The 22,990-nt window shown below is 61.5% G+C and carries 11 protein-coding genes; 9 read left to right on the forward strand and 2 right to left on the reverse strand.

The features are described from left to right. Positions 1-766: restriction endonuclease (locus CCR79_RS12930; protein ID WP_242510942.1), on the reverse strand; the 766-nt coding region annotated here is incomplete at its 3' end. 459 nt (positions 767-1,225) lie between these two features. Here CCR79_RS12930 and CCR79_RS12935 point away from each other — a divergent pair. From CCR79_RS12935 to CCR79_RS12955, 5 genes are all read left to right on the forward strand, one after another. Next, entirely contained in the window at positions 1,226-3,673 is a 2,448-nt protein-coding gene (locus CCR79_RS12935) for a type I restriction-modification system subunit M (RefSeq protein ID WP_201173739.1), read from the forward strand. Then, positions 3,666-5,030 carry a restriction endonuclease subunit S gene (locus tag CCR79_RS12940; protein WP_201173742.1) on the forward strand — a complete coding sequence of 455 codons (1,365 nt, stop codon included), beginning with the start codon at positions 3,666-3,668 and terminating at the stop codon, positions 5,028-5,030. Before CCR79_RS12935 ends, CCR79_RS12940 begins: the two co-directional genes overlap by 8 nt. Positions 5,031-5,056: 26 nt before the next feature. Continuing rightward, entirely contained in the window at positions 5,057-6,871 is a 1,815-nt protein-coding gene (locus CCR79_RS12945; protein WP_242510944.1) for a DUF262 domain-containing protein, read from the forward strand. Between the two features lie 99 nt (positions 6,872-6,970). Further along, the gene (locus CCR79_RS12950) at positions 6,971-10,051 is read left to right on the forward strand and encodes a type I restriction endonuclease subunit R (RefSeq protein ID WP_201173748.1); all 3,081 of its coding nucleotides are present in this window, start codon (positions 6,971-6,973) and stop codon (positions 10,049-10,051) included. Beyond that, positions 10,041-10,769 carry a M48 family metallopeptidase gene (locus CCR79_RS12955; RefSeq protein WP_201173751.1) on the forward strand — a complete coding sequence of 243 codons (729 nt, stop codon included), beginning with the start codon at positions 10,041-10,043 and terminating at the stop codon, positions 10,767-10,769. The genes CCR79_RS12950 and CCR79_RS12955 overlap by 11 nt, the downstream gene beginning before the upstream one ends. Before the next feature lie 398 nt (positions 10,770-11,167). Here CCR79_RS12955 and CCR79_RS12960 read toward each other — a convergent pair whose 3' ends face one another. Next, positions 11,168-11,734: a recombinase family protein gene (locus tag CCR79_RS12960; protein WP_201173765.1), complete on the reverse strand. Its 567-nt coding sequence runs from the start codon at positions 11,732-11,734 to the stop codon at positions 11,168-11,170. Positions 11,735-12,169: 435 nt separating this feature from the next. Here CCR79_RS12960 and CCR79_RS12965 point away from each other — a divergent pair, with 435 nt between their 5' ends. The 4 genes from CCR79_RS12965 (at position 12,170) to CCR79_RS12980 (ending at position 22,885) form a co-directional block, all read left to right on the forward strand. Next, positions 12,170-13,942 (forward strand): putative bifunctional diguanylate cyclase/phosphodiesterase, encoded by a 1,773-nt coding sequence (locus CCR79_RS12965; RefSeq protein ID WP_201173778.1) that lies wholly within the window; start codon positions 12,170-12,172, stop codon positions 13,940-13,942. A 483-nt stretch (positions 13,943-14,425) separates the two neighbouring features. Then, positions 14,426-18,361, forward strand: coding sequence for a hybrid sensor histidine kinase/response regulator (locus CCR79_RS12970; protein ID WP_242510943.1), 3,936 nt, complete (start codon positions 14,426-14,428; stop codon positions 18,359-18,361). Between the two features lie 143 nt (positions 18,362-18,504). Beyond that, positions 18,505-19,773 (forward strand): EAL and HDOD domain-containing protein, encoded by a 1,269-nt coding sequence (locus CCR79_RS12975; protein WP_201173793.1) that lies wholly within the window; start codon positions 18,505-18,507, stop codon positions 19,771-19,773. A 16-nt stretch (positions 19,774-19,789) separates the two neighbouring features. Continuing rightward, on the forward strand, positions 19,790-22,885 hold the full coding sequence (locus CCR79_RS12980; RefSeq protein WP_201173805.1) for a PAS domain-containing protein: 3,096 nt from the start codon (positions 19,790-19,792) through the stop codon (positions 22,883-22,885). Positions 22,886-22,990 lie beyond the last annotated feature (105 nt).

Raw genomic sequence — 22,990 nt, forward strand, 5'->3', positions numbered from 1 at the left:
GATGCTTCACTTGCGCAACGATACGTGGTGACTCGAAGCCAAAGCCGTCCGGAGACGCCAATACATCCACGCCACGGTCCGGACCCTGGGGGCTGAGACTGGCTCTGTAGCCCATTGCTCGCAGCAAACCGGCCACGAGCTCTTCCATCTCCTCGTGTCCCAGGCGGATTACCCGATCCTTAACGATTTCGAACGCCTCCTGCCGGTATCGCAGCAGCCGGGCCAGCTCGTCTTCCTCAGCTTCCGCATCTTGGAGTGCGCTCTCCATCGCGGGCACTTGCTCGCCGTGCAGCAGGTGCTCGATTTCGCTGAGAACCTCCGGGGGCAGTCGGAACAGTGTGAGCGTCGATCCCAGGGTGTTCCTTGCCGGTTGCGACAGGTCATCCCTGGAGACGCTTCCCTCCCATTCTACCGTTCGAACGTGCTCACAGGGCGGGATGCGCTCCGGGTCGTGCTGATACGGTCCGGAGATGGTGCCCACATGATATTGCCGGCGACCGGAGTCATAAGTGACTACGCGGTCTCCGGCCGCGACCTCGTCTCGGAAGCGCAGTTGTTGGCTCACAGCGGTCTTTATCCGGCCCTCCGGGGCCTCCGGGTGAACTCGCCGAGCTTTGGCAAGCACTGCGTCCTTCGAGCCGAAGGTGGAGAGGTCGCCCAGTTCTTCCCAGCCAATCGCAACGACCGCCTTATCCCAGAACTCATCGGCTAGCCGGCCCCCGGTCGCAGCCCGCACCATCCATCCGGTGGTCTCGTCGGTGTTCATCAACTCCTCCCTGGTTGCTTGGCGCATTGGCCGCCGCACGTTCCCTGCAAGAGGACGCGTTGCCTGAGTCGAGCGAGCGTTTCGCGACGCTCGAGTCTATCCCGGTCTGGGTCTAGGGTCATCGTGTTTGCTGGGCCTTATCTCCGGCTATGAGTCTCGTGCATACTGCCGCGAACCTGCTGGGAGTAAAAGGACAAACGGGGGGAGGATGCTATGAAGGCGACGTTCGAGGGAGACTGTGCCGCCCCCCGAGCCCCTGATACCCCGTAAGGATGGCCACGCCGCTTCCACGCCGTGGCTGCTTTGAGTGGCTTGAGGTGCGCGTCCCCAAGCTGTTTTGACAACTTTTGTCACCATGTCGCTTGTATCCTCGCCCCCTTATAGCCGTGGCCGCAGTGGCGTCGCGGGAGGGCCTAGCTTCTCTTCGCTGACAAACCAGACCAACTAGACAGGTTCCCGATGGCACTGAAGAAGTCCCAACTCTACAGCTCGCTCTGGCAGTCGTGTGACGAACTGCGCGGCGGCATGGACGCCTCGCAGTACAAGGATTATGTCCTGACTCTGCTGTTCATGAAGTACGTCTCCGATAAGAAGGACTCGCTGATCGAGGTCCCGGAGGGCGGCAGTTTCCAGGATATGGTGGCACTGAAGGGCGACAAGGACATCGGCGAGAAGATCAATGTGATCATCAGCCGGCTCGCCGAGGCCAATGACCTGAAGGGAGTCATTGACCAGGCAGACTTCAACGACGAGACGAAGCTCGGGTCCGGCAAGGACATGCAGGACCGGTTGTCGAAGTTGGTCGCGATCTTTGAGCAGCTCGAGTTGGGCGCAAACCGCGCTGACGGCGACGACCTGCTCGGCGATGCCTATGAATACCTCATGCGGCACTTCGCGACCGAGTCCGGCAAAAGCAAAGGGCAGTTCTACACCCCCGCTGAGGTTTCACGGGTCATCGCCCAGGTCGTCGGGATCGGCCCCGACACGAGCCAGGACGAGACGCTTTACGATCCTACATGCGGATCGGGGTCGCTGCTGCTCCGAGCCGCCTACGAGGCGCCGCGCGGGATCACCATCTATGGCCAGGAAAACGACAACGCCACCTGGGCTTTGGCCAAGATGAACATGATCCTGCACGATTACCCGGACGCGGAGCTATGGCGGGACAACACGCTCTCGCGGCCTTACTTCCGGAATCCGGGCGGCGGCCTGAAGACCTTTGACTACGCCGTTGCGAACCCGCCGTTTTCGGCGAAATCGTGGACCAACGGGCTGGATCCGGAACACGATGAGTTCGGCCGCTTTGAATTCGGTGTGCCACCTGCCAAGAATGGTGACTACGCCTTCCTGCTACACCTGATCAAGTCGCTCAAGTCCACGGGTAAGGGCGCCATCATCCTGCCGCATGGGGTGCTCTTTCGAGGCCACAAAGAAGCCGACATCCGGCGCGGCCTTCTCAGGCGGGGGCTGATCAAGGGGGTTATTGGTCTTCCCCCGAACCTCTTCTACGGCACCGGCATTCCCGCCTGTATCCTGGTCATCGACAAGGAGCATGCGGCTAGCCGTGATACCGTTTTCATGGTCGATGCCAGCACTGGTTACATGAAAGACGGCAACAAGAACCGGCTCCGGTCGCGAGATATCCACAAGATCGTCGACGTGTTCAATAACGGCCATGAGCTCCCGGGCTTCTCCCGGCACGTGCCCCTCGCTGAGATCGCCTCCGAGGCGAACGACTACAACCTTAATATCCCCCGCTATATCGACAGTGGCGAAGCCGAGGATCGTCACGATCTCGACGCCCACCTCAACGGGGGGATCCCAGAGCGTGATGTGGATGAGCTCGACCCTTACTGGCGTGTGCTGCCAGGGGTACGCGCAGCCCTGTTCGCCGACGGTGATCGGCCAGGCTACGTCGAGGCGCGCGTCGCCAATAGCGAGGTTAAGACGACGGTGCAAGAGCATCCCGACTTCCGTGCCTTCGCGGATTCGGTTACGGAGGTGATTGGTGCTTGGCAGGCTGCGCACCGGTCCTCGCTAATGGCGCTTGAGGCGGGCGCGCAGCCGCGGACGGTCATCCGGGAGCTTGCCGAGGATCTATTAACGCGCTTTGCTGATGTTCCCCTCCTTGACCGCTACGCGGTTTATCAGCGGCTGCTGGACTACTGGGCAGATGTCATGCAGGACGACCTCTACCTGATCGCCGGAGAGGGGTGGCAGGAGGCGGCAAGGCCACGCGGCGTGATCGAGAACAAGGCGCGCAAGATCAAGGAGGACCCTGATCTGACCGTTGGCACCGGAAAGAATGCCAAGAAGTACAAGCTCGATCTCATCCCTCCACAGCTTGTCGTTGAACGGTTCTTCCCAGATCGTCAAGCCTCGCTCGAGGAACTTCGCGCGGGCCATGAGGTTGCTACACGAGAGCTTGAGGAGTTCCTCGACGAACACGAGGGCGACGAGGACCTGTTGAGCGAGGTGAAGGGCGACCAGGGGAAGGTGACCAAGGATGCGATTAAAAAGCGCGTTAAAGCGCTGAAGGTCGAACCGGATAGCGATGAGGAGATCGCCGCCCTCAAACAGTGTCAGAAGCTGATGGACGCGGAAGCCAGTGCCAAAAAAGCTGTGAAGGACGCCGAGGCCGCTCTGAATCGGGACGTGCTCGCTTGTTACCGCGAACTGACGCTTGCCGAGATCAAGACGTTGACCGTGGATGACAAGTGGCTGACCGATATCCGCGCCGCCATCAATGGGGAAGTCGATCACATCGCCAATCAGCTCGCCGGTCGGGTGAGAGAGCTGGAAGAACGCTACGCCGATCCATTGCCAAAAATTGAGCGCGAGGTTGCAGGGCTGGCTGAACGGGTTGCGGGCCATTTGCGGAAAATGGGGGTGCAGGTCGATGGCTGAGAGTAGCGAGGCAGTGGAACGGCACGCCGTGCAGGATGCCTTGGCCGCCTATTCCCGGGAGGCCGAGATTAAGACTGCTAAGGATGTGCCGCCTGGGTATAAGAGGACCGAGGTGGGGGTGATTCCGGCGGACTGGTCAACTGAGACGATATTTGCTGTAGCAGACTACAGTAAAAGCCGATTCGATGACGGGGATTGGGTTGAAGCTGAGTTCTTGACCACTTCCGGGGTGCGTCTTCTGCAAACCGGGAATATTGGTGTTGGCCTTTTCAAGGAGAAGGCGTCGAAGAAGTATATCAGTACCCAGTCCTTCCAACAGCTTCGCTGCAAAGATGTGTTACCAGGCGACCTGCTGATTTGTCGCCTTGCCGATCCAGCCGGCCGAGCTTGCATAGCGCCAGACCTAGGTTTTGAGAGAATGATCACATCAGTGGATGTGACCATATTCCGACCCTCACCAGAGTTGGCTGATCCCAAATTCCTCCTTGGCGTGTTTTGTACACCAAGATGGTTCTCGGAGGTTGCTGATAGGTGCGGAGGCTCAACTAGGACGCGCATCTCTCGGAGCCAGTTGGCGAAAATACCGGTTCAGCTGCCTTCGATCGAAGAACAACGCGCCATCGCCACCGCCCTGTCGGACGCGGACGCGCTGATCGAATCCCTCGACCGCCTGATCGCCAAAAAGCGCGCCATCAAACAGGCCGCCATGCAACAACTCCTCACCGGCCAGACCCGCCTGCCCGGCTTCACCGGCGAGTGGGAGACGAAGCGGTTGGGGGATGTAATAGAAAAAATTGTTGGCGGTGGAACCCCCAGTCGAGGAAACCCGGATTTCTGGGGCGCAGAGATTCCATGGGTCACTGTGAAAGATTTTTCCGATTTTCATCCCAGCCAAACACAGGAATCGATAACGGAGGTAGGGCTAAGAAAAAGTGCATCGCATCTGATACCTGCGGGCACGTTGATCACATCAACGCGTATGGCTCTCGGGAAGGCTGTGGTATACGACGTGGACGTGGCCATTAACCAAGATCTTAAAGCGTTGTTTACAACGCCAAGTGTCGATAATAACTTCGTTTATTACTGGTTTGAGAAAAATGCAATCATGATCGGTGAGATTGGCAGTGGAAGTACGGTTAAGGGTCTTTCTGTTAATGATTTGAGAGGCATTCTGTTCCCGTGCCCGCCGCGTTATGAACAAACCGCCATCGCCACCGTACTCTCTGACATGGACACCGAAATCGAGATCCTGGAACGCCGCCGTGACAAGGCTCGCCAGATCAAGCAGGGGATGATGCAGCAGTTGCTAACTGGGTGGGTAAGATTAGTGTCTCCGGAACAGACGATCGGAAAATAGTAAGAATAAGGAAATATATTGTGAGCATGCATATTGACGCAAAAGTGCACTCGATCCAAGAACTGAAAGATTTTTACTTCGTCGTCCCCGATTATCAGCGCGAGTATGTTTGGGAGGCTGATGATCAAGTCGAGCAGTTCTTGTCTGATATCGACAACGAGTATGAACCTGGAACCCATGATCAGCCTGCCTACTTCCTTGGCTCAATTATAATCGTTAACCGCGAAGGAAAGTTCGATGTTATTGATGGTCAACAACGGCTGACAACGATCGTGCTAAGCCTTTGCGTGATGCGCGATTTGATGAAAGGATTAAAGCTCGATCAGCGCCAATCCAATTACCTCAAGACGATCCAAGAGTGGCTAAGTCATTTTGACATCAAGACAGATGGCACTCAGGTTCGACTCGAGTTGCAGTATGAAGAAAGCCGAGATTATCTTGCTCGTCTTATAATGGGCCAGCACTATAACGGAGAAGAGACAGCCTCCATTCGCCGCATGAGTGAAGCATACAGGCGAGTTAACGATCACTTTTGCCAATACCTGGATAAAGGCCTAAATGAATTAACCAATTACGCTCGCTACCTGCTCACAAGCATAGAAATGGTGGTCATTAAGTCGGAGAATCTGAGCAGTGCCCTAAAGATATTTGAGACCATAAACCAGCGCGGGGTCGGACTCAATGCCATGGACTTAGTGAAAAACCTTCTTTTTAGTGAGGCGCGCGAGTCTGATTTTAGTGCCATAAAAGAAACATGGCAGCGTATAGTCAAAAATCTTGAGAGTTGCCGTGATGGAGACAAGCCGCTTCGATTCCTGAAGTACTTTTTAGTTGGTCGTTATCATAGGGGGGTATTGCGTGAAGATGAAATCTACAAGTGGATCATATCCACCACGGGTAAGTCAGCCCTGAACTATCAATCCGAGCCACTAAATCTGGCCCGAGAAATGGAGAGGCTTTCTGAACGGTACGCTAGGCTGGTAAACGCCACCGAGGACTTCAGTAATAATAGTGCCTATCCAAGCGTTAGCAATATCGGCTTCATCAATAAGTACGGGTCACGTCAACATCTTGTGCTGTTGCTGGCCCTGCCGCAGGGATCCAGTGATCAACTTTTGGATTATCTGGCGTCACAGATCGAGTCCTTCTTTTTTTTCAGTAATGCCATCGGGATTCAAGGGCGTGAAAACGAAAGGCTCTTTGCCCGGTGGGCGGCTGAATTGCGTCAGGCTAAAGATAGGGCGGCAATTGATGAAGTGGTACGCTCGAGGATGCTGCAGTACTTGAAGGATCGACTACCTGAGTTCCGAGGCCGCTTTACGACGTTGAATCATACGGCCTTCAATCCCCTTTATCGCCAGCGTTTCATTTTGGGCCGTATGGAGAACACGATTCGGCAACAGGCCGGTATGAGCCAACACGGTAACAATTTCATTCAGAGTCTTCAGGTTGAGCACATCTTCCCCCAGACACCTCATAACGACGTGATCCCGCCGGAATTTGAAGACATGGAGGCTTACCAGCTAGCCGTCGCGAAACTGGGCAACGTGACTCTTCTGGAGGGGATGATCAACCAAGCTGTCAACAATTTCAATGATCTGGAATCAAATTGGTTTTGCGCAAAGCAGGCTGAGTACGTCAAGTCCAATGTGATTATGACTAACATGCTAGACCCGAAGTACCAGATAGGCAAAAACACCGGCCTCAACCGTGTTCGTGAGAAAATCGGCTATTTTTTTGAGTCTTGGAGCCGGGAAAGCATCGAGATACGTCAGCGTGTTCTTATGGAGCTTGCCTTTGAGACTTGGACGCTTTCTGGTGAGCGTGTCGATAAACACTGACTTAGTTATGGGTAGGGTGCACATGCTAAGATTGGAAAAAATTTTTATTTGCGACGCCAATAATTAAGTGCGGGGTGCCCCAGGTTGGGAGTTCAAGGAATGAGTGATGTCGGCCAACTCGAGCGCCTTACGCAGCAGCAGGTTCTGCAGTTTTTCCTGGATACCCTCGGTTACCGCTACCTTGGCGACTGGACGGAGCGCGAGGGCAACCGGCCTATCGAACCGGGGTTGCTGGCCGATTGGCTGCATCGGCGAGGACATGATGATCGGATCATCGATCGGGCGCTTCGAGAGCTTGACCAGGCTGCGGCGTTATCCGGCAGCAAAACCCTCTACGAGGCGAATCGTGCTGTTTATGAACGATTGCGTTATGGCGTCAAGGCCAAGCGTTCGGTTGAAGAGCAGAACGAGACAGTTTGGTTGGTCGATTGGGCGCATCCTGAGAACAACGATTTCGCGGTTGCCGAAGAGGTCACGGTAATCGGCAAGCAGACGAAGCGGCCTGACGTGGTGCTTTACGTCAACGGCGTCGCCTTCGGCGTGCTGGAACTCAAGCGCGCCACGGTCGCCGCGGCCGAGGGCATCCGACAGAACCTGCTCAACCAAGACGCCGATGTCATTCGGTCATTCTTCGCCCCGGTACAGCTTCTGATGGCCGGTAACGCCACCGAAGGACTGTACTACGGGGTGATCGATACCCCCGAGAAGTACTGGCTCCAGTGGCAGGAGGAGACGCCCATCGAGGATCCGCTGCTGGCTGGCCTTGAGCAACTCTGTCGCAAGGATAGGCTGCTGGAGATCGTCCACGACTTCATCGTCTTCGACGCCGGCACCAAGAAGACCTGCCGTCACAATCAGTACTTCGGGGTGCGCGCTGCTCAGGATTACGTGCGCCGGCGCGAAGGAGGCGTGATCTGGCATACGCAGGGCAGTGGCAAATCGCTGACCATGGTCTGGCTCGCGAAGTGGATTCGCGAGCATGTGACCAACGCGCGCGTGCTGGTGGTCACAGACCGCAAGGAGCTCGACGAACAGATCGAGGCGGTATTCAAAGGGGTCAGTGAGCACATCCATCGAACCCGAAGCGGCGAGGATCTCATCGACGTCCTCGGGCGCAGTGAGCCTTGGCTCATCGGATCGCTGGTGCACAAGTTCGGCACTTCGGAGGAGGGGGACGTCGACGCCTTCATCCAGGATGTCGAGAGTCAATTGCCCAAGGGGTTCAAGGTCCGGGGAGAGGTTTTCGTCTTCGTCGACGAGTGCCACCGCACGCAGTCGGGCAAGCTGCACGCGGCCATGAAGCAGATTGTGCCGGGGGCGATGCTGATTGGCTTCACGGGTACGCCGCTGCTCAAGAAGGACAAGCCGAAGAGCATCGAGACGTTCGGGCCTTACATCCACACCTACAAGTACGACCAGGCGGTGCGCGATGGGGTTGTACTCGATCTCAGTTATGAGGCCCGGGACATCGATCAGCAGATCACGAACCAGAAGAAGATCGACGAGTGGTTCGAGGTCAAGACCCAGGGGCTCACCGACTACGCGCGCGCCCAGCTCAAGCAGCGCTGGGGCTCATTGCAGAAGGTGCTGAGTTCGCAGGACCGGCTCCAGAAGATCGTTGCAGACATCCTCTGGGATATGGAGACCCGCGACCGGCTCATGAGCCGGCGCGGCAACGCCATGTTGGTCGCCGGTAGTATTTATGCAGCATGCCGGCTCTACGAGATGTTCCAGAAGACCGAACTCAAGGGGCACTGCGCAGTGGTCACCTCGTACGTGCCCTCCACGGCCTCCATCAAGAATGAAGTCACCGGGGAGGGGGAGACCGAAAAACTCCACCAGTACGAGGTGTACCGGCAGATGCTCGCCGAGCATTTCGACGAGCCTGCGGAGACGGCGATCAACAAAGTCGAGACCTTCGAGGAGCAGGTCAAGCAGCGTTTCATCCATCAGCCAGCCCAGATGCGGCTTCTGATCGTCGTCGACAAGCTGCTCACCGGCTTTGACGCACCCCCGGCCACTTACCTGTATATCGACAAGCAGATGCGCGACCACGGCCTGTTTCAGGCTATCTGCCGGGTCAACCGGTTGCACACCGAGGATAAAGAAGTCGGCTACGTTATCGACTACAAGGACCTGTTCCGCTCATTGGAGCAGTCCATCCAGGACTATACTGGCGGGGCTTTCGACGCCTTCGAGGCTGGTGACGTTGAGGGACTGCTGCAGGAGCGATTGAGCAAAGCGCAGGAACGACTTGAAGAGGCCCGCGAGGCGGTTAAAGCGCTATGTGAGGCGGTTGAGCCGCCCGGCGACAGTGCCGCGTACCGCCGGTACTTTGTGGGCTCAAGCAATGACCCCGCCATAATCAAGGACAATGAGCCCAAGCGGGTCGCACTCTACAAGCAGGTAGGGGCTTTGCTGCGCGCCTACGCCAACCTGGCTAATGAGATGCAGGCCGCCGGCTACAGCGCCGCAGAGGCCGAGACAGTCAGACACGAGGTGGAGTACGCAGAGAAGGTTCGTGAGGAGGTCAAGCTGGCCAGTGGCGACTACGTCGATATGAAGGTGTACGAGCCGGCCATGCGTCACCTGCTCGATACCTACATACGTGCCGATGAGAGCCGGACGCTGGCTGCGTTTGACGACAAGACCTTGGTTGAGCTGATTGTCGAGCGGGGCGAGGAAGCCACGGAGTCGCTGCCTGACTCGGTGAAGGGAGATCAGGAGGCGATGGCAGAGACGATCGAGAACAACGTCCGCCGCTTGATCATCGACGAACGGGATGTCAATCCGAAGTACTACGATCGAATGTCTGAGCTGCTGGATGCGCTGATCGAGAAGCGTCGCCAGGATGCGCTGCAGTACCAAGAGTACCTTCAGCAGGTGGTGCAACTTGCTCGCGACGTAACTCAGGGACAGGGCACGACCGATTATCCTCCCGGCATCGACAGCCCGGCCCGTAAGTCCCTTTATGATAACCTCGGGCAGGACGCCGAATTGGCCGTTACGCTGGACTCGGAGATCCGCCAAGTCAAAAGAGCCGACTGGCGTGGTAATCCCTTCAAGGAGCGTAGGGTGCGGAATGCGATCGAGTCAGTGCTAAAGGGCCACGACAGCGCGAACGCAGGTTTTGACGTAGACGCAGTCCTGGAGCTGGTCAAAGCGCAAAATGACTACTGAGCGGCGCCGCATCGAGATCCGAGGAATCGCCGTCGACGTTGATCGCAAGCCGATCAAAAATTTGCACGTGGGTGTATACCCGCCGGATGGTTATGTCCGGGTGGCCGCCCCCGAGCGGATGGACGATGAGGCCATCCGCCTGGCTGTCGTCGCGCGTTTACGCTGGATACAGCGCCAGCAGAAGGGCTTTGTGAAGCAGGCCCGTCAGAGCCAGCGCCAGTTCGTCACCGGCGAGAGCCACTACTTTCGCGGCAAGCGCTATAACTTGGATGTGGTCGAGGGCGGCGGGAACGCTAGCGTTCGGGTGCGCGGCAACAGGGTCATCGAGCTCTGCGTTCGGCCGGAGACGACGCGCGAGCACCGCGAGCAGGTCATCTACCGCTGGTATCGCCGACAACTTCGGGCAGAGGTGGGGCCGCTCGTCGAGCAATGGGCGCCGCGCTTGGGTATCGAGCCGCCCACTTGGGGCATCAGGAAAATGAAAACCAAATGGGGGAGTTGTAACACCGATGCTGGCCGCATCTGGGTGAATCTAGAGCTGGCGAAAAAGCCCAGAGCCTGTGTCGAGTACATCCTCGTTCACGAGCTGGTTCATCTGCTTGAGCGCCGCCACACCGATAGGTTCCGCGAGCTCATGGACACATTTATGCCGGACTGGCGTCTGCGCAGGGACGAGCTCAACGCTGCTCCCCTGGCTCATGAGCACTGGGGCTATTAGTTCATCTCCTCTCTGTACGCTCTGGCCAACGTGGCCAATATTTTTACCGGCCGTAGACCACGGTCTCAGCATGGCGTCGATACCCGTTGCCCACCCTGCGGGCGCATCTTGTCAGCGGCCCCGTCAACAGACCCACAGCTGGCCAAGAAAATTGACCCACCCTCGGGTGGCCCTTGGCCACGAATGGCCATACCGTCGGCCGCCGCGCTGAGCGGCGGAAACGGGAGGTGTGAAGGAGTGGGTTATGATTCACAAGAACAAAACGCTCTACGACGAAGGCCGAGGACTGTCGATCCGCGCCACCGCCCGAGAGCTGTGGGGTGTCCCGGAACACGGTGCGCAGGTATCTGGGCACAGCCGGCGGAGGCGATCGCCGCTGAGCGGGAAGAGCTGGGCGGTTAGACGTGCCAGTGCCGCTTAACGGTTGCTAGTCCCTTGCCGAGTTCGCGCGCTACCTGGCGTTGCGAGTATCCACGCAGCTTGAGTCTTTGGACGGCGGCGGTCGTGTCTGTAGCCCGCGGTCGCCCTGGGCGTCGGCCCTCTCGCCGAGCCCGCTCGAGTCCCTCGGCCGTGCGCTCTCGGATCCTATTGCGCTCGAACTCCGCGAAGGCAGCGAACATCTGCAAGATAAGCTTGCCGTTTGCGCTGGTTAGATCCGGGGTCGGGAGGTCGAGTGAGACCACGGATAGCTGGCGCGCATGCAGGGCCTCAATGGTCTGCTGTACATCGATGGCGTCGCGGCCAAGGCGGTCTAGCTTGAGCACGATGAGGCGGTCTCCGGGCTCTAGCTTGTCGTCGATCAGCCGACGGAACTCTGGCCGCTTGCGGGCTTTTACACTGCCGCTGACGTGCTCGACGACTACCCGGTGATCCTGGACCTCGTAGCCCGCTTGGCGGATAGCCCCTATCTGATTCTCAGGGTTTTGCTCGACGGTGCTCACGCGGCAATAGGCGAACGTGCGCACGAGCGGCCTCCTGGCATCATAAAAGGACCGTTAAATGACCCCTGCCGGTTTCTGCGCCGTCGGGTATCAACAATATAGGGCTATCGTTTGATGAGCCCAGGAGGAATATGATCCCCCTATTGATGATACCGAACGCCTGAGCGCTGATCTGCACTGCACGGTTGGGTGACCCCCGGCCACCGGACCGGGTAGCGGCAATGACCCATCGCGAGGTGGCGGCCCGCTGGGCCGTTACGGCGTAACAGAATGCGCGAGGTGACATAAGCCGTTGTGGCGTGAATCTGGTCCGCGTCGATAACGATATCCCATTGGAAGCGGTAGAACACAACTTCGACCGAAACATGGGCCGCCCCCTAACCAGCGGCGCTGGCGATCAAGGGACCGGATCATCTACCCTCGGCCATATCGAGGCGCTGACAGGGAGTCTGACCTACGATGATCATGGCCCAAACGGACGGCGCCGTAGAGGGGCTCCGGGCGCTCACTGACTTGCTGACAGCGCGGGACGGCCAAAGCCTGCTGGAGGCGGCGATCAGCCAGGCAGGCGAGTCGATCGTCATCACCACCGCAGAACTCGAGCCGCCAGGGCCGCAGATCATCTACGTCAACGAGGCCTTCACGCGCATCACCGGCTACACCCCGGACGAGATCGTGGGGCAGACGCCGCGCGTGCTGCAGGGGCCGGACACGGAGCGCGAGGTACTGGACCGACTCAAGGCGGACCTGCGCGACCACGGCTGGTTCGAAGGGGAGGCCTGGAACTACCGCAAGGACGGCTCCCGCTACCGGGCGTGGTGGAACATCGCCCCCGTCACTACCCCGGACAGCGAGGCCCGCTACCTGGTCGCGGTACAGCGGGAGGTCACCGAGCTTCGCCGCCTCGAGGCCGAGCGACTTCACTACCACGCGAACTTTAATCCCCGCACGGGGCTACCCAACCGCAAGTACACACTGCAGCTACTCGAAGATGCGCTGCACCGCGCCGAGCGGCTCGACCAGGAACTCGCCGTGGCGGCCGTCGAGATCCGCGACTTCGCTTCCATCACCCAGGGCATGGGCGAAGAGCCCGGCGATGCGCTGCTCGAGGCCCTAACCTTTGGCCTGCGCAAGCAGCTCGCTGGCCAGTCCCACTTCCTTGGCGTTGCCGCTCGCGGGCGCATCATCGCCGTCCTTGAGCGGCCCTCGGACGCGGAGCAGCAGTTCACGGACCTCCTCCGCAAGCTACTCGAGGGGGTCAACCGCGAGTTGGCTACCCAGCGCGACCAAGCCCCGCTCGCCTCGGCGTGTGCCGGGGCGGCACTCTTTCCCAGCGACGGTCAGGAGGCTGACGCGCTCCTCGGGCAGGCCGAGGCAGCCGCGGCCAACGCCCTCGCGAACGGCACCTCCAGTATCAGGCTCGCCGATGCGCAGGCTGGCGCACGGCTCCGGGAGCAGCTCGCGCTCCGCGCCGATCTCCAGCGGGCGGTGGACGACGGGGAGCTCTACTTGGCCTACCAGCCGCAGGTCGATCTTGCCTCGGGGCGCATCGTCGGCGCCGAGGCCCTCCTGCGCTGGGATCACCCGGAGCGCGGCCCGGTCTCGCCAGGAGTCTTCGTACCGATCCTCGAGGCATCGGGGCTGATCAACCGGGTTGGTGAGTGGACGCTGGAGGCGGCGGCACGCCAGGCTCGGGCCTGGCTGGAGCAGGGGTATCCGATGCAGGTGGCGGTCAACCTTTCGGCGCGGCAGGTGCACGCCAGCGACCTGGTCGGCTTGGTATCCCGGATCCTCGACGACACCGGGCTGCCGCAGGGCGCCCTGGAGCTGGAGATCACCGAGACGCTGCTTCTTGACCTCGACGCGGATACCCAGGCGGTCTTCCGGGAGCTCTCGGCGATGGGCGTCCAGCTGGCACTGGATGATTTCGGCACCGGCTACAGCGCCCTGGCCTATCTCCAGGCCCTGCCGTTGACCACGCTCAAGATCGATCGCGCCTTCATCGGCGACATCGGCAACTCCGCCAAGTCCGAGGCCCTGGTTCGTGGGATCGTGAGCCTCGCCCGCGGGTTGGGTATGCCGGTGGTGGCGGAGGGGATCGAGACAGACGCGCAGCGCGCCTTTGTCCGAGGGCTCGGATGCGAGCGCGGCCAGGGTTTCGGGCTCGGGCGCCCCATGCGAGCGGACCAGCTCACCGAGCTACTCGAGCGCGGCGAGCGGCCCGCTCCCTGAGGGGGAGGCACGGCCTTATCCGCGCCGCCGGGCGCCGGCGCTGCTCTCACCCCTTCTACGACTGAACCACTGGTTGTCCACCTGGGCGGATCGCGGTGTCATCTATATGAATCTTCAAGTTTCCGGCCGCACTACCGCGCTCTTGCTGGAACTCGACCTGCGGCGTCGTGCGTCCTTGATAAAAGCCCCAGCCTATGTATGACTAGGCCATGTCAGTGGTTGAGCCACCACCCTGCGCTTTTTGTGATCGGCGAGCCACGGGGCTGCAGTGATAACCGGATCAGATGGCTCGACTCCCGTCGTTGCTGGTCCTTCCAAAGCGCTCAAGGAGGAGTGTGTCTGCTATTTTTGCTCTCTCTTACCATGCAGCACATGACCGACCGCTCACCCGAGCCATAAGTCAACTGGTCGAGACTTCGGCCTTCACAATGATCCTCACTAACAGGAACCTAGTACGCCGCAATCTCGGGGGTACACCAAGCGATGCCTTCCGGGTCTAGCCATTCGGATACGCAGAGCGCCGAGCTCTCGTCAAGCATCGGTGCACTCGACCTCGCTCGTGCCAGTCTCGACGCTCTCAACTCCCACATTGCCGTGATTGATACCAAGGGACAGATCGCGTTCGTGAACGCGGCGTGGCGGGATTTCGCAAGGGAGAACGCAGGCGCTGGACCCAGCCTGGAGGTCGGGGGGGACTACCTGGGGGTTCTGAAAGGCGCTATGGAGGCCCGCGAGCCCAACGCAGCCCAGGCCTACGACGGCATCATGCAGCTGCTGGCCGGCAAGACAAGCTCGTTTGAGCATGAATATCCCTGCCATGCCCCAGATCGGGAACGCTGGTTCCTCATGCAGGGTACCCCCCTGATCGAGCAGGGACGGATCCGCGGCGCCGTGCTCAATCATCTGGATATTACGGACCGGTACCTAGCGGAAAGGTCCCGAGAGCGTAGCGAGCAGGCCCTGGGTGCGACCAACGAGCGCCTTGAGCAGGCCGAGCGCATTGCCCGGATGGGGAGCTGGCTCGCCTATCCGGAATCCGGGGAGCTGATCTGGTCTCCAATGATCTACGAGCTCGGTGGCTTCTCTCGTGAGGAGGAGCCGAGCCTTGCCGAACTGCTCAAGCGCGTCCCGCAGGAGGATCGCCATCAAATGGCGGAGTTCCAGCTTCTGGACGATCCGGGGCGGACCGCCTGCGAGGGATCTTACCGGTTTCGGCATCCGGATGGACGCCTCCTATGGGTGCGCGAGGTCGCGAAGCAGTGGTGGGATGGCCAGGGCCGCCGAGTTATCCAGGGCACGGTCCAAGACGTGACCGACTATCAGAAGACGCTGCAGGCCCTGCGTCAGCACCAGCGCCAGCTCGAGGCCATCTTCCACCGGTCGAGTTCGATCGCCCTGATCCAGACGGACGCGGCGGGTGTGATCGAGGAGGCCAGCCGGGGCGCCGAGGAGCTGCACGGGTACACGCGTGATGAGCTCATCGGCGAGAGTGTGCGGCTGTTCTATCCGCCGGAGGAGCGGCATGTGCCGGGCCGGCTCCTGGAGCGCTTGCGCCACGAGCGACGGGAGATCACCGAAGAGGTCCAACGTGTACACCGCTCCGGGTCGGTATTCCCGGTCCTGCTGAGCCTGGTGCCCATCCTTGACGACACCGGCGAGCTCACCGGCGTGATCAGTGCCGCGATGGACCTGAGTGAGCAGACGGCCGAGCGGGAGCGATATCGCCTGGCACAGGAGGCGGCGGGTTTCGGCGTCTGGGACTGGGATCTGCAGAACGACACCATCCACTGGGACGCGGCCTGCTGGCGCATGCTTGGGCACGACCCGGCAGACGGGTGCCCCCTAAATTTCGGCGATTTGCGCAGTTCGGTGCATCCGGAAGATCGGGCTCAGCTTGAGCCCACGCTATGGCGGTTGATCGAGCAGGGCGAGCCGATCTCTCTTGAGTTCCGCCTGCGCTGCGCCGATGGCGGCTGGCTCTGGGTGCAGGGGCGGGGCCAGACCGTGCAGTGCGCCTCGGACGGGCGCCCGCAGCGCCTGATGGGGACGTACGTCGACATCCAACAGCTTAAGGCGACGGAGCAGGCGCTGCGCCGGCGCGAGCAGGAACTCGCCGAGGCCAAGCGGATCGCCGGGCTGGGGCACTGGGTCTATGACATCCCCTCCGGCTCGGTGGACTGGTCGGACGAGATCTACAACTTCTTCGGACTGGAGAAGGCGGACACTCCCTTGGACATGGACACGTTTTGGGCCTGCATTCCCGCCGAGGAGCACCCAGCCCTTCAGGAGGCCATCGAGCGGGCTCTTTCCACGGGAGAGCCTTACGACATTGAGCACCGCATCGTGCGAGCGGATGGCGGTGAGCGGATCCTGCAAGAACTCGGCTATGCCGAGTTCGACGCCGACGGGAACCCGCGTATTTTGCGCGGCACGACGCAGGACGTGACCGAGCAGCGCCGGATCCGGCGCGAACTTGCCGAGCGCGAGGCCCATTACCGGGACCTGGTCGAGAACCAGCCGTTGATGATCGAGCGCTACCTACCCGACAGCACGATCACCTACGCCAATCGAGCCAAGGCGGATTATCTGGGTGCGGAGCCAGAAGCGCTGATTGGGCGGCGCTGGCTGGACTTTCTCCCCGCTGAGGAACGCGAGCGTGCGGAGACACACTTGGCGAGCTACATCCCACAGGAGCCGGTGGGCCGCTTTGAGACCTGCCTACCCAACGATGACGGGGGAGTGTGCTGGGAGCTGTGGACGATCCGGGCCTTCTTCGACCAGCGCGGGGCCCAGAGCCACTTTCAGGCGGTGGGTGTGGACATCACCGAGCGCCGCCGCGCCGAGCAGGCCGAGCAGCAGCTGCGCGAGCAGCTCCAGGCGCGGCAGCGCGAACTGGAGGCGATCTTCGAGGCGGCCCGTTCTGTCAGCATCGTCAAGACCGACCTGGAATCAGTAATCCTGGAGGCCAGCACCGGCGCTGAGGAGCTGTTCGGTTACGCCCGCGAGGAGCTCATCGGCAGGCACGCCAGCCAGTTGGTGACCGACCCGGAGGTAGACCACGCGCATGTGACACGGCTGGTCCGGGAGCGCGAGCCGCTACGCCGAGAAACGGAGCTGATCCGCCGGGACGGCAACACCTTCCCGGCGTTGCTGACGATCCATCCGGTTACCGATTATCGCGGCGAGGTGGTAGCCGCGGTCGGCGTGAGCCTCGACGTCAGCGACCAAAAGCGTGCCGAGCGCGAGCTCGCCGAAGCGGTGGAAGCCAAGACCACCTTCCTCAACGCCGTCAGCCACGACCTGCGCACGCCGCTCAATGCGCTGATGGGCTTCCTCGAACTGCTCGAGGAGCCGGGCCTGCCCGAATCGCAGCGCGCCGAGTACATGAGGCACTGCCGCCAGGGCGCGCAGCGGCTGCTCGCGCTCATCGACTCGCTGCTCGACCTCAGCCGCCTGCAGGCCGGCCGGCTGACCTTGAGTCCGGCCCCGTTCGATCTGCACGCGGTGATCGAGGGCCAGTGCGCCGAGCATCGCCACCTCGCCGAGGAGCGGGGGTTCGCCCTCGCCTGCCGTATTGATCCGCAGCTCCCGCAATGGGTCGAGGGGGACGCCACCCGGCTCGCGCAGCTGCTCTCGAATCTGCTCAGCAACGCCGTGAAGTACACGGATGAGGGGCGAGTGGACCTCGAGGCCGTGCCGCAGGAGGACGGGTGGATCACGTTCCGGGTGCGCGATACCGGCACGGGGATCTCGCCGGCGGACCAGGAACAGATCTTCTCGGCCTTTGACCGTGGGGGCTACGCTGGCGCACAGCGGGGGCACGGGCTGGGGCTGGCCATCGTGCGGGAACTGCTGAAACTCCTTGGCGGCGAACTCAACTTGGACAGTGAGCCGGGCGTCGGCACCACGTTCAGCGTGACGGTGCCTTTGCCTCAGCTGGCTGCGCCGGATAAGAGCGCCGAGGCTAACGCGGGCGGGGATCCTGATGCCCTTGAGGCGTCGCAGGCGGTCGATGCACCGGAGCGCTCGCTCCGGGTGCTGGTCGCGGATGATGAGCCGGCGAACGTGATGCTCGCCCGGATCATGCTGGAGCAACTCGGCTGCTCGGTGACCACGGCCGAGAACGCCATCGACGCTCTGGCTGCTTGGGGTGAAGAGGCATTCGATCTGCTGGTGCTCGATCGGGCCCTGCCGGATCTGTACGGGGAGCAGGTGGCGGAGCGCATCCGCGCCCAAGAGCAAACCAAAGGATCTCCGGGGGTCCCGATCGCCCTGTACACGGCTTACGGCCGCACCGAGGTATCTGACCTGCTCGACGGCGCGCTCTTCGATGCGTACTTGGGCAAGCCGCTGGATCGCTCGGAGCTCAAGCGCCTGGTGGTGTATGTCGCGCATCACACCAGACTGTCCCGCCTCTGATGCTGTCGGGCAGAGCGGCAAAGCGACCAAGGAGTTCTCGAGCCCGAGTTCTCCGAAGGCATGCTGAGGTGGCACTATGCTTTCGAAATGTCTAGAGACCGGGAAGCGGTGCAGGGACCAGCGCTGAGCAAGAAGGGCGAGATATGAGTGGCGAACCGGAAGCGGAAGTTCCGGGGCAGATCCGTGTGGCGCGGCAGCCAATCTACAACCGCGACCTCGAGGTCTGCGGCTATGAGCTGCTCTACCGCCAGGGCGATGCCGAGCATGCTGCCTTCGACGACGGTGATGCGGCCTCAGCGAGTGTGATCGAGCACGCCCTCCACTCCCTGAGCCTTGCGCAGCTCACCGGTAACCATCCCGCCTATATCAACCTGACGCGGCGTTTTTTCGTCGAGGATCTCATCCCCTTCCACCCGGATGAGGTCGTCCTTGAGCTGCTTGAGCACATCGAGCCGGACAAGGAGCTGCTCCTCGCCCTGCGGCGGCTCGCCAGCAGGGGGTACCGCCTTGCCCTGGATGACTACATCCTCGGCCAGGATGAGCGCCACTGGCTGATCCCTTACGTGAGTGTGATCAAGGTCGATGTCCTCAATATGTCTTACCAGGAGGTAGCGCGCCACGCTCGATGGCTTAAGCGCCACGGGGGTCCGGAGCTGCTCGCGGAGAAGGTCGAGACCCACCAGATGCTCGAGCTGTGTCGCAAGGCGGGGTTCAGCTACTTCCAGGGCTTCTTCCTCTCACGGCCTGCCACGCTGAGGGGGCAGTCGTTGAGCACGGACCGGGTGGCCATCCTCGAACTGCTCGCGGAACTCTACAATTCCGAGTTCGACATCGCCCGCGCTGAGCGCCTGATCAACCATGATCTGTCTTTGAGCTACAAGCTGTTGCGCTATCTCCGCTCCCCGGTCTTTGCGGCCCGTGATATCGACAGTATTCGCACCGCCGTCCTCTATCTGGGGCAGCGCGAGCTTTCTCACTGGGCCCTGCTGCTCGCGCTGGCATCGGTTGAGGGGCAGCCCGCCGAGCAGATCCGCTCCCTACTGATCCGCGCGCACGTTTGCAGGGAGCTGACCCGCCACCACTATGGGGGGTCGAATTCGGACGTTGCGTTCACCATCGGTCTGTTCTCGGGCCTTGATGCAGTCCTCGACCTGGCCATGGACGAGATCTGCGATCAGCTGCCCCTCGAGGCGGAGATCCGCGAGGCCTTGATCCATCGCGCAGGGCCCTACGGTTGTATACTCGCCGCGGCGATCGCGCAGGAGCAGGCGGACTGGTCGCGCCTCGATGAGTTTTCCATGCCTGCGAGGCAGCTCAACCGGTTCTACCTGGAGTCCGTTCGCAGGGCGGACGAGCACTATGCCGCACTCGCACAGAGCGCTGGACGTCGTCAGTCCATCCCTGGAACGTGAACCGGGTATTCGGTCTATGTACTCAGCCCTGATTCCGTCGGACGAGACCGCGCGCCAGGCCGCCCTAGAGCGCTACGCGATCCTCGACACCGAGCGCGAGGACGCCTACGAGCGAATCATCCGGATGGTCTGCCACATCTACGCCGCACCGATTGCCACGGTGACGTTCGTGGATCGGGATAGGCAGTGGTTCAAATCTTCGCGCGGCATTGATGACTGTCAGACGTCACGGCAGATCTCTTTCTGCGGCCATGTCGTCTACCACGCCGAGCCGTTGGTGGTGGATGACACGCATCAGGACGCGCGCTTCCACGACAACCCGCTCGTCACCGGACCACCGTATGTGCGTGCCTACGCGGGCGTGCCGATTGTCTCGCCGGACGGCTTCGCCGTCGGCGTGCTCTGCGTGCAGGATCAGCGCCCGCGCGAGTTCTCTGGCGCGGACCTGACTTCCCTTCAGGACCTGGCGCAGATGGTCACCGACGAGCTGGAGTTGCGCCTTGCCAGCCGGGAGCTGGAACAAGAGCGCAACCTCTTCCTCGGTGGCCCAACCGTCGCCTTCGTCTGGGAGCCGGAGCCGGGGCGCTGGCCCGTCCGCTACATCTCGCCCAACGTGACCGAGGTCCTCGGCTATCGCCCGGAGGAGTTGGTAGGCACCGCCTATGGTGCGCTCATCGACGCGCAGGACCGCGAGCGGATCGCCGCCGATGAGCGCGCTGCGGCTCACCGGTGCGCGGCGAGATCGACTCAGCCCATTGAGCCCTCCCCCTATCGCCTGCAGGCCGCTGACGGTTCATGGCGCTGGATCTACGAGTCCTCGGTGATCGACTTCGACGAGCAAGGCCGCTGGATCGCGATCCGGGGCTACATCAACGACATCACCGAGCGGGTCGAACGCGAGCAGGCGCTGGCTGAGGCCAACGAGCGTCTCGCAGAGACGGAGCGCATCGCCCAGATCGGGCACTGGCGCACCTACCCGGATTCCGGGGCGGTGGAGTGGTCTCCAATGACCTACGAACTCTTGGGATTCGATCCGCGTGGACCTGAGCCAAAAGTGGCTGACCTGTTGGAGCGAATTCCCTACGAAGATCGCCACCAGGTGGCGGAGTTCCAGTTCCAGGCCGATTCGGATCGCTCCGCGTGCGAGGGAACGTACCGGATTCGGCGCCCGGACGGACGCGTGCTCTGGGTGCGTGAAGTGGCGCAGCAGTGGCGCGACGAGCAGGGTCGCTGGGTGATCCAGGGCACCATCCAGGACGTCACGGAATACCAAGAAACCCTGCAGGTGCTGCGCGAGCGCCAACGCCAGCACGAGGCCATCTTCCAGCACGCGCGTTCTATCAGCCTCATCCGCACGGACACCAACGGCGTGATCGAGGAGGCGAGCCAGGGCGCGGAGGTGCTGTTCGGTTACCCGCGCGCTGAGCTCATTGGGCAGAACGTGGGAATGCTCGCCTCGCCGGACGAACAGAACCCGCCAGCTCAAGTCCTCGAGCGAGTTCGCCTCGAATGTCAGGAGTTTACCGAGGAGATTCGACCCATACATCGTACCGGTAGGGTGTTCCCGGCTTTGCTGAGCGTGGTCCCGATCCTCGATGAGGGCCAAGAGATTGTCGGGCTGATCAGCATCTGTATGGATCTCACCGAGCAGGCGGCTGAGCGCGAACGCTACCGCATGGCACAGGAGGCGGCCTCCTTCGGTGTTTGGGAGTGGGATCTGGAACGTGATGCCATCTACTGGGACGAGGCCTGCTGGCGCATGCTCGGCCACGACCCGGCCGATGGGCGCACACTGGGCTTTGCGGATTGGCAGGCGCAGGTGCATCCGGACGACCTGCTCAAGGCCGAGTGCGTTGTCTGGGCGAAGTTTAATCGGGGCGAGCCCTTCACGACCGTGTTCCGCTACCGCCGCTCTAATGGTGGTTGGCTCTGGGTGCAGGCTCGCGGCCAGATCGTGGAGCGCCATCCGGATGGCCGGCCGCGTCGGCTGATGGGCACCCACGTGGAGATCGAACGGCTCAAACGCACCGAGCAGGAGCTTCGCCAGCGAGAGCACTGGCTTGGAAGCTTCCAGTCGATTACGGGTAGTCCTTACCAGACGCTGGATGAGAAGCTCTCTGAGGTGCTGCGGCTGAGCACCGAGGTCATGGGCCTGCCTTGTGCGCGTCTCAGCCGCCTCGGAGAGGGTACGTGTACCATTCGTGCCGCCTATCCGGAGTGCGACGCGGTCCCGACCGGGATAGTCAAAGAATTCTGCGCCGCCTGCTGCGTTCACCGGATCGCCGAGGAGCCACAGCTGGTTGAGCCGTGGCTTGAACGGGAGGAGGGCAAGAGGCCTCATACCGCTCGAAGGGACGGCCCCGTGGGATTTGCCGGCGGAGACGGCGCACGGCGGCTGAATCCGCTGTGCGACGAGCGCCATGACGCCGTGGGCGCCTACTTCGCCGTGCCGCTCTGGGCCGGGGCGGTGCGCTACGGGGTGCTCCTGATCTACGGTCCCGAACCCCGCGCGCCGCTGACCCGCTTCGAGCGCCAGTTCCTGCGGCTGCTCGGGCAGTGGCTTTCCTACGAGCTGACGCAGGAGGCGCAGCGCGAGACGCTCGCCGAGCAGGCTGAGCGGGATGCCCTGACCGGCGCCTATCGGCGTCCGCCGTTTGAGGACAGCCTGGGGCAGGCGTTGGGGCAACGGCGTCGCTACGGCACGCCCGCGGGGGTGCTCCTGCTCGATATCGACCATTTCAAGCCGCTGAACGACACCTACGGTCACGCGGTCGGAGATGAAGTCCTACGCAAACTCGTCGAGCGCCTGTGCGGCGAGCTGCGCGAGCCAGATCTCTTGGCCCGATGGGGTGGCGAGGAGTTCGCTATCCTGGCTCCGGAGACGGATGCTGCGGGGCTGGGCAGTCTCGCCGAGCGGCTGTGCGAGAGCGTGGTGGCTTCACCGCTGACGGATGAGGTCGGGCTAGTCTCGGTCAGCATCGGGGCCACGTTGATCGAGCCCGATGACGATGCCGACGCGCTGATCGAGCGCGCCGATCGGGCCCTCTACCGGGCCAAGCGGGCGGGGCGGAACCGTGTCGTCTTTCAAGGTGTTAGCGGCCCCGTAAACTGACCCACGGCTGGCCAAGAAAATTGACCCACCCTCGGGTGGCCCCTGGCCACGAATGACCATACCGTCGGCTGCCGAACTGAGCGGTGGAGACGGGAGCTGTGAAGG

It is taken from the genome of Halorhodospira halophila, from assembly GCF_016653405.1.
Taxonomy (GTDB): domain Bacteria; phylum Pseudomonadota; class Gammaproteobacteria; order Nitrococcales; family Halorhodospiraceae; genus Halorhodospira; species Halorhodospira halophila_A.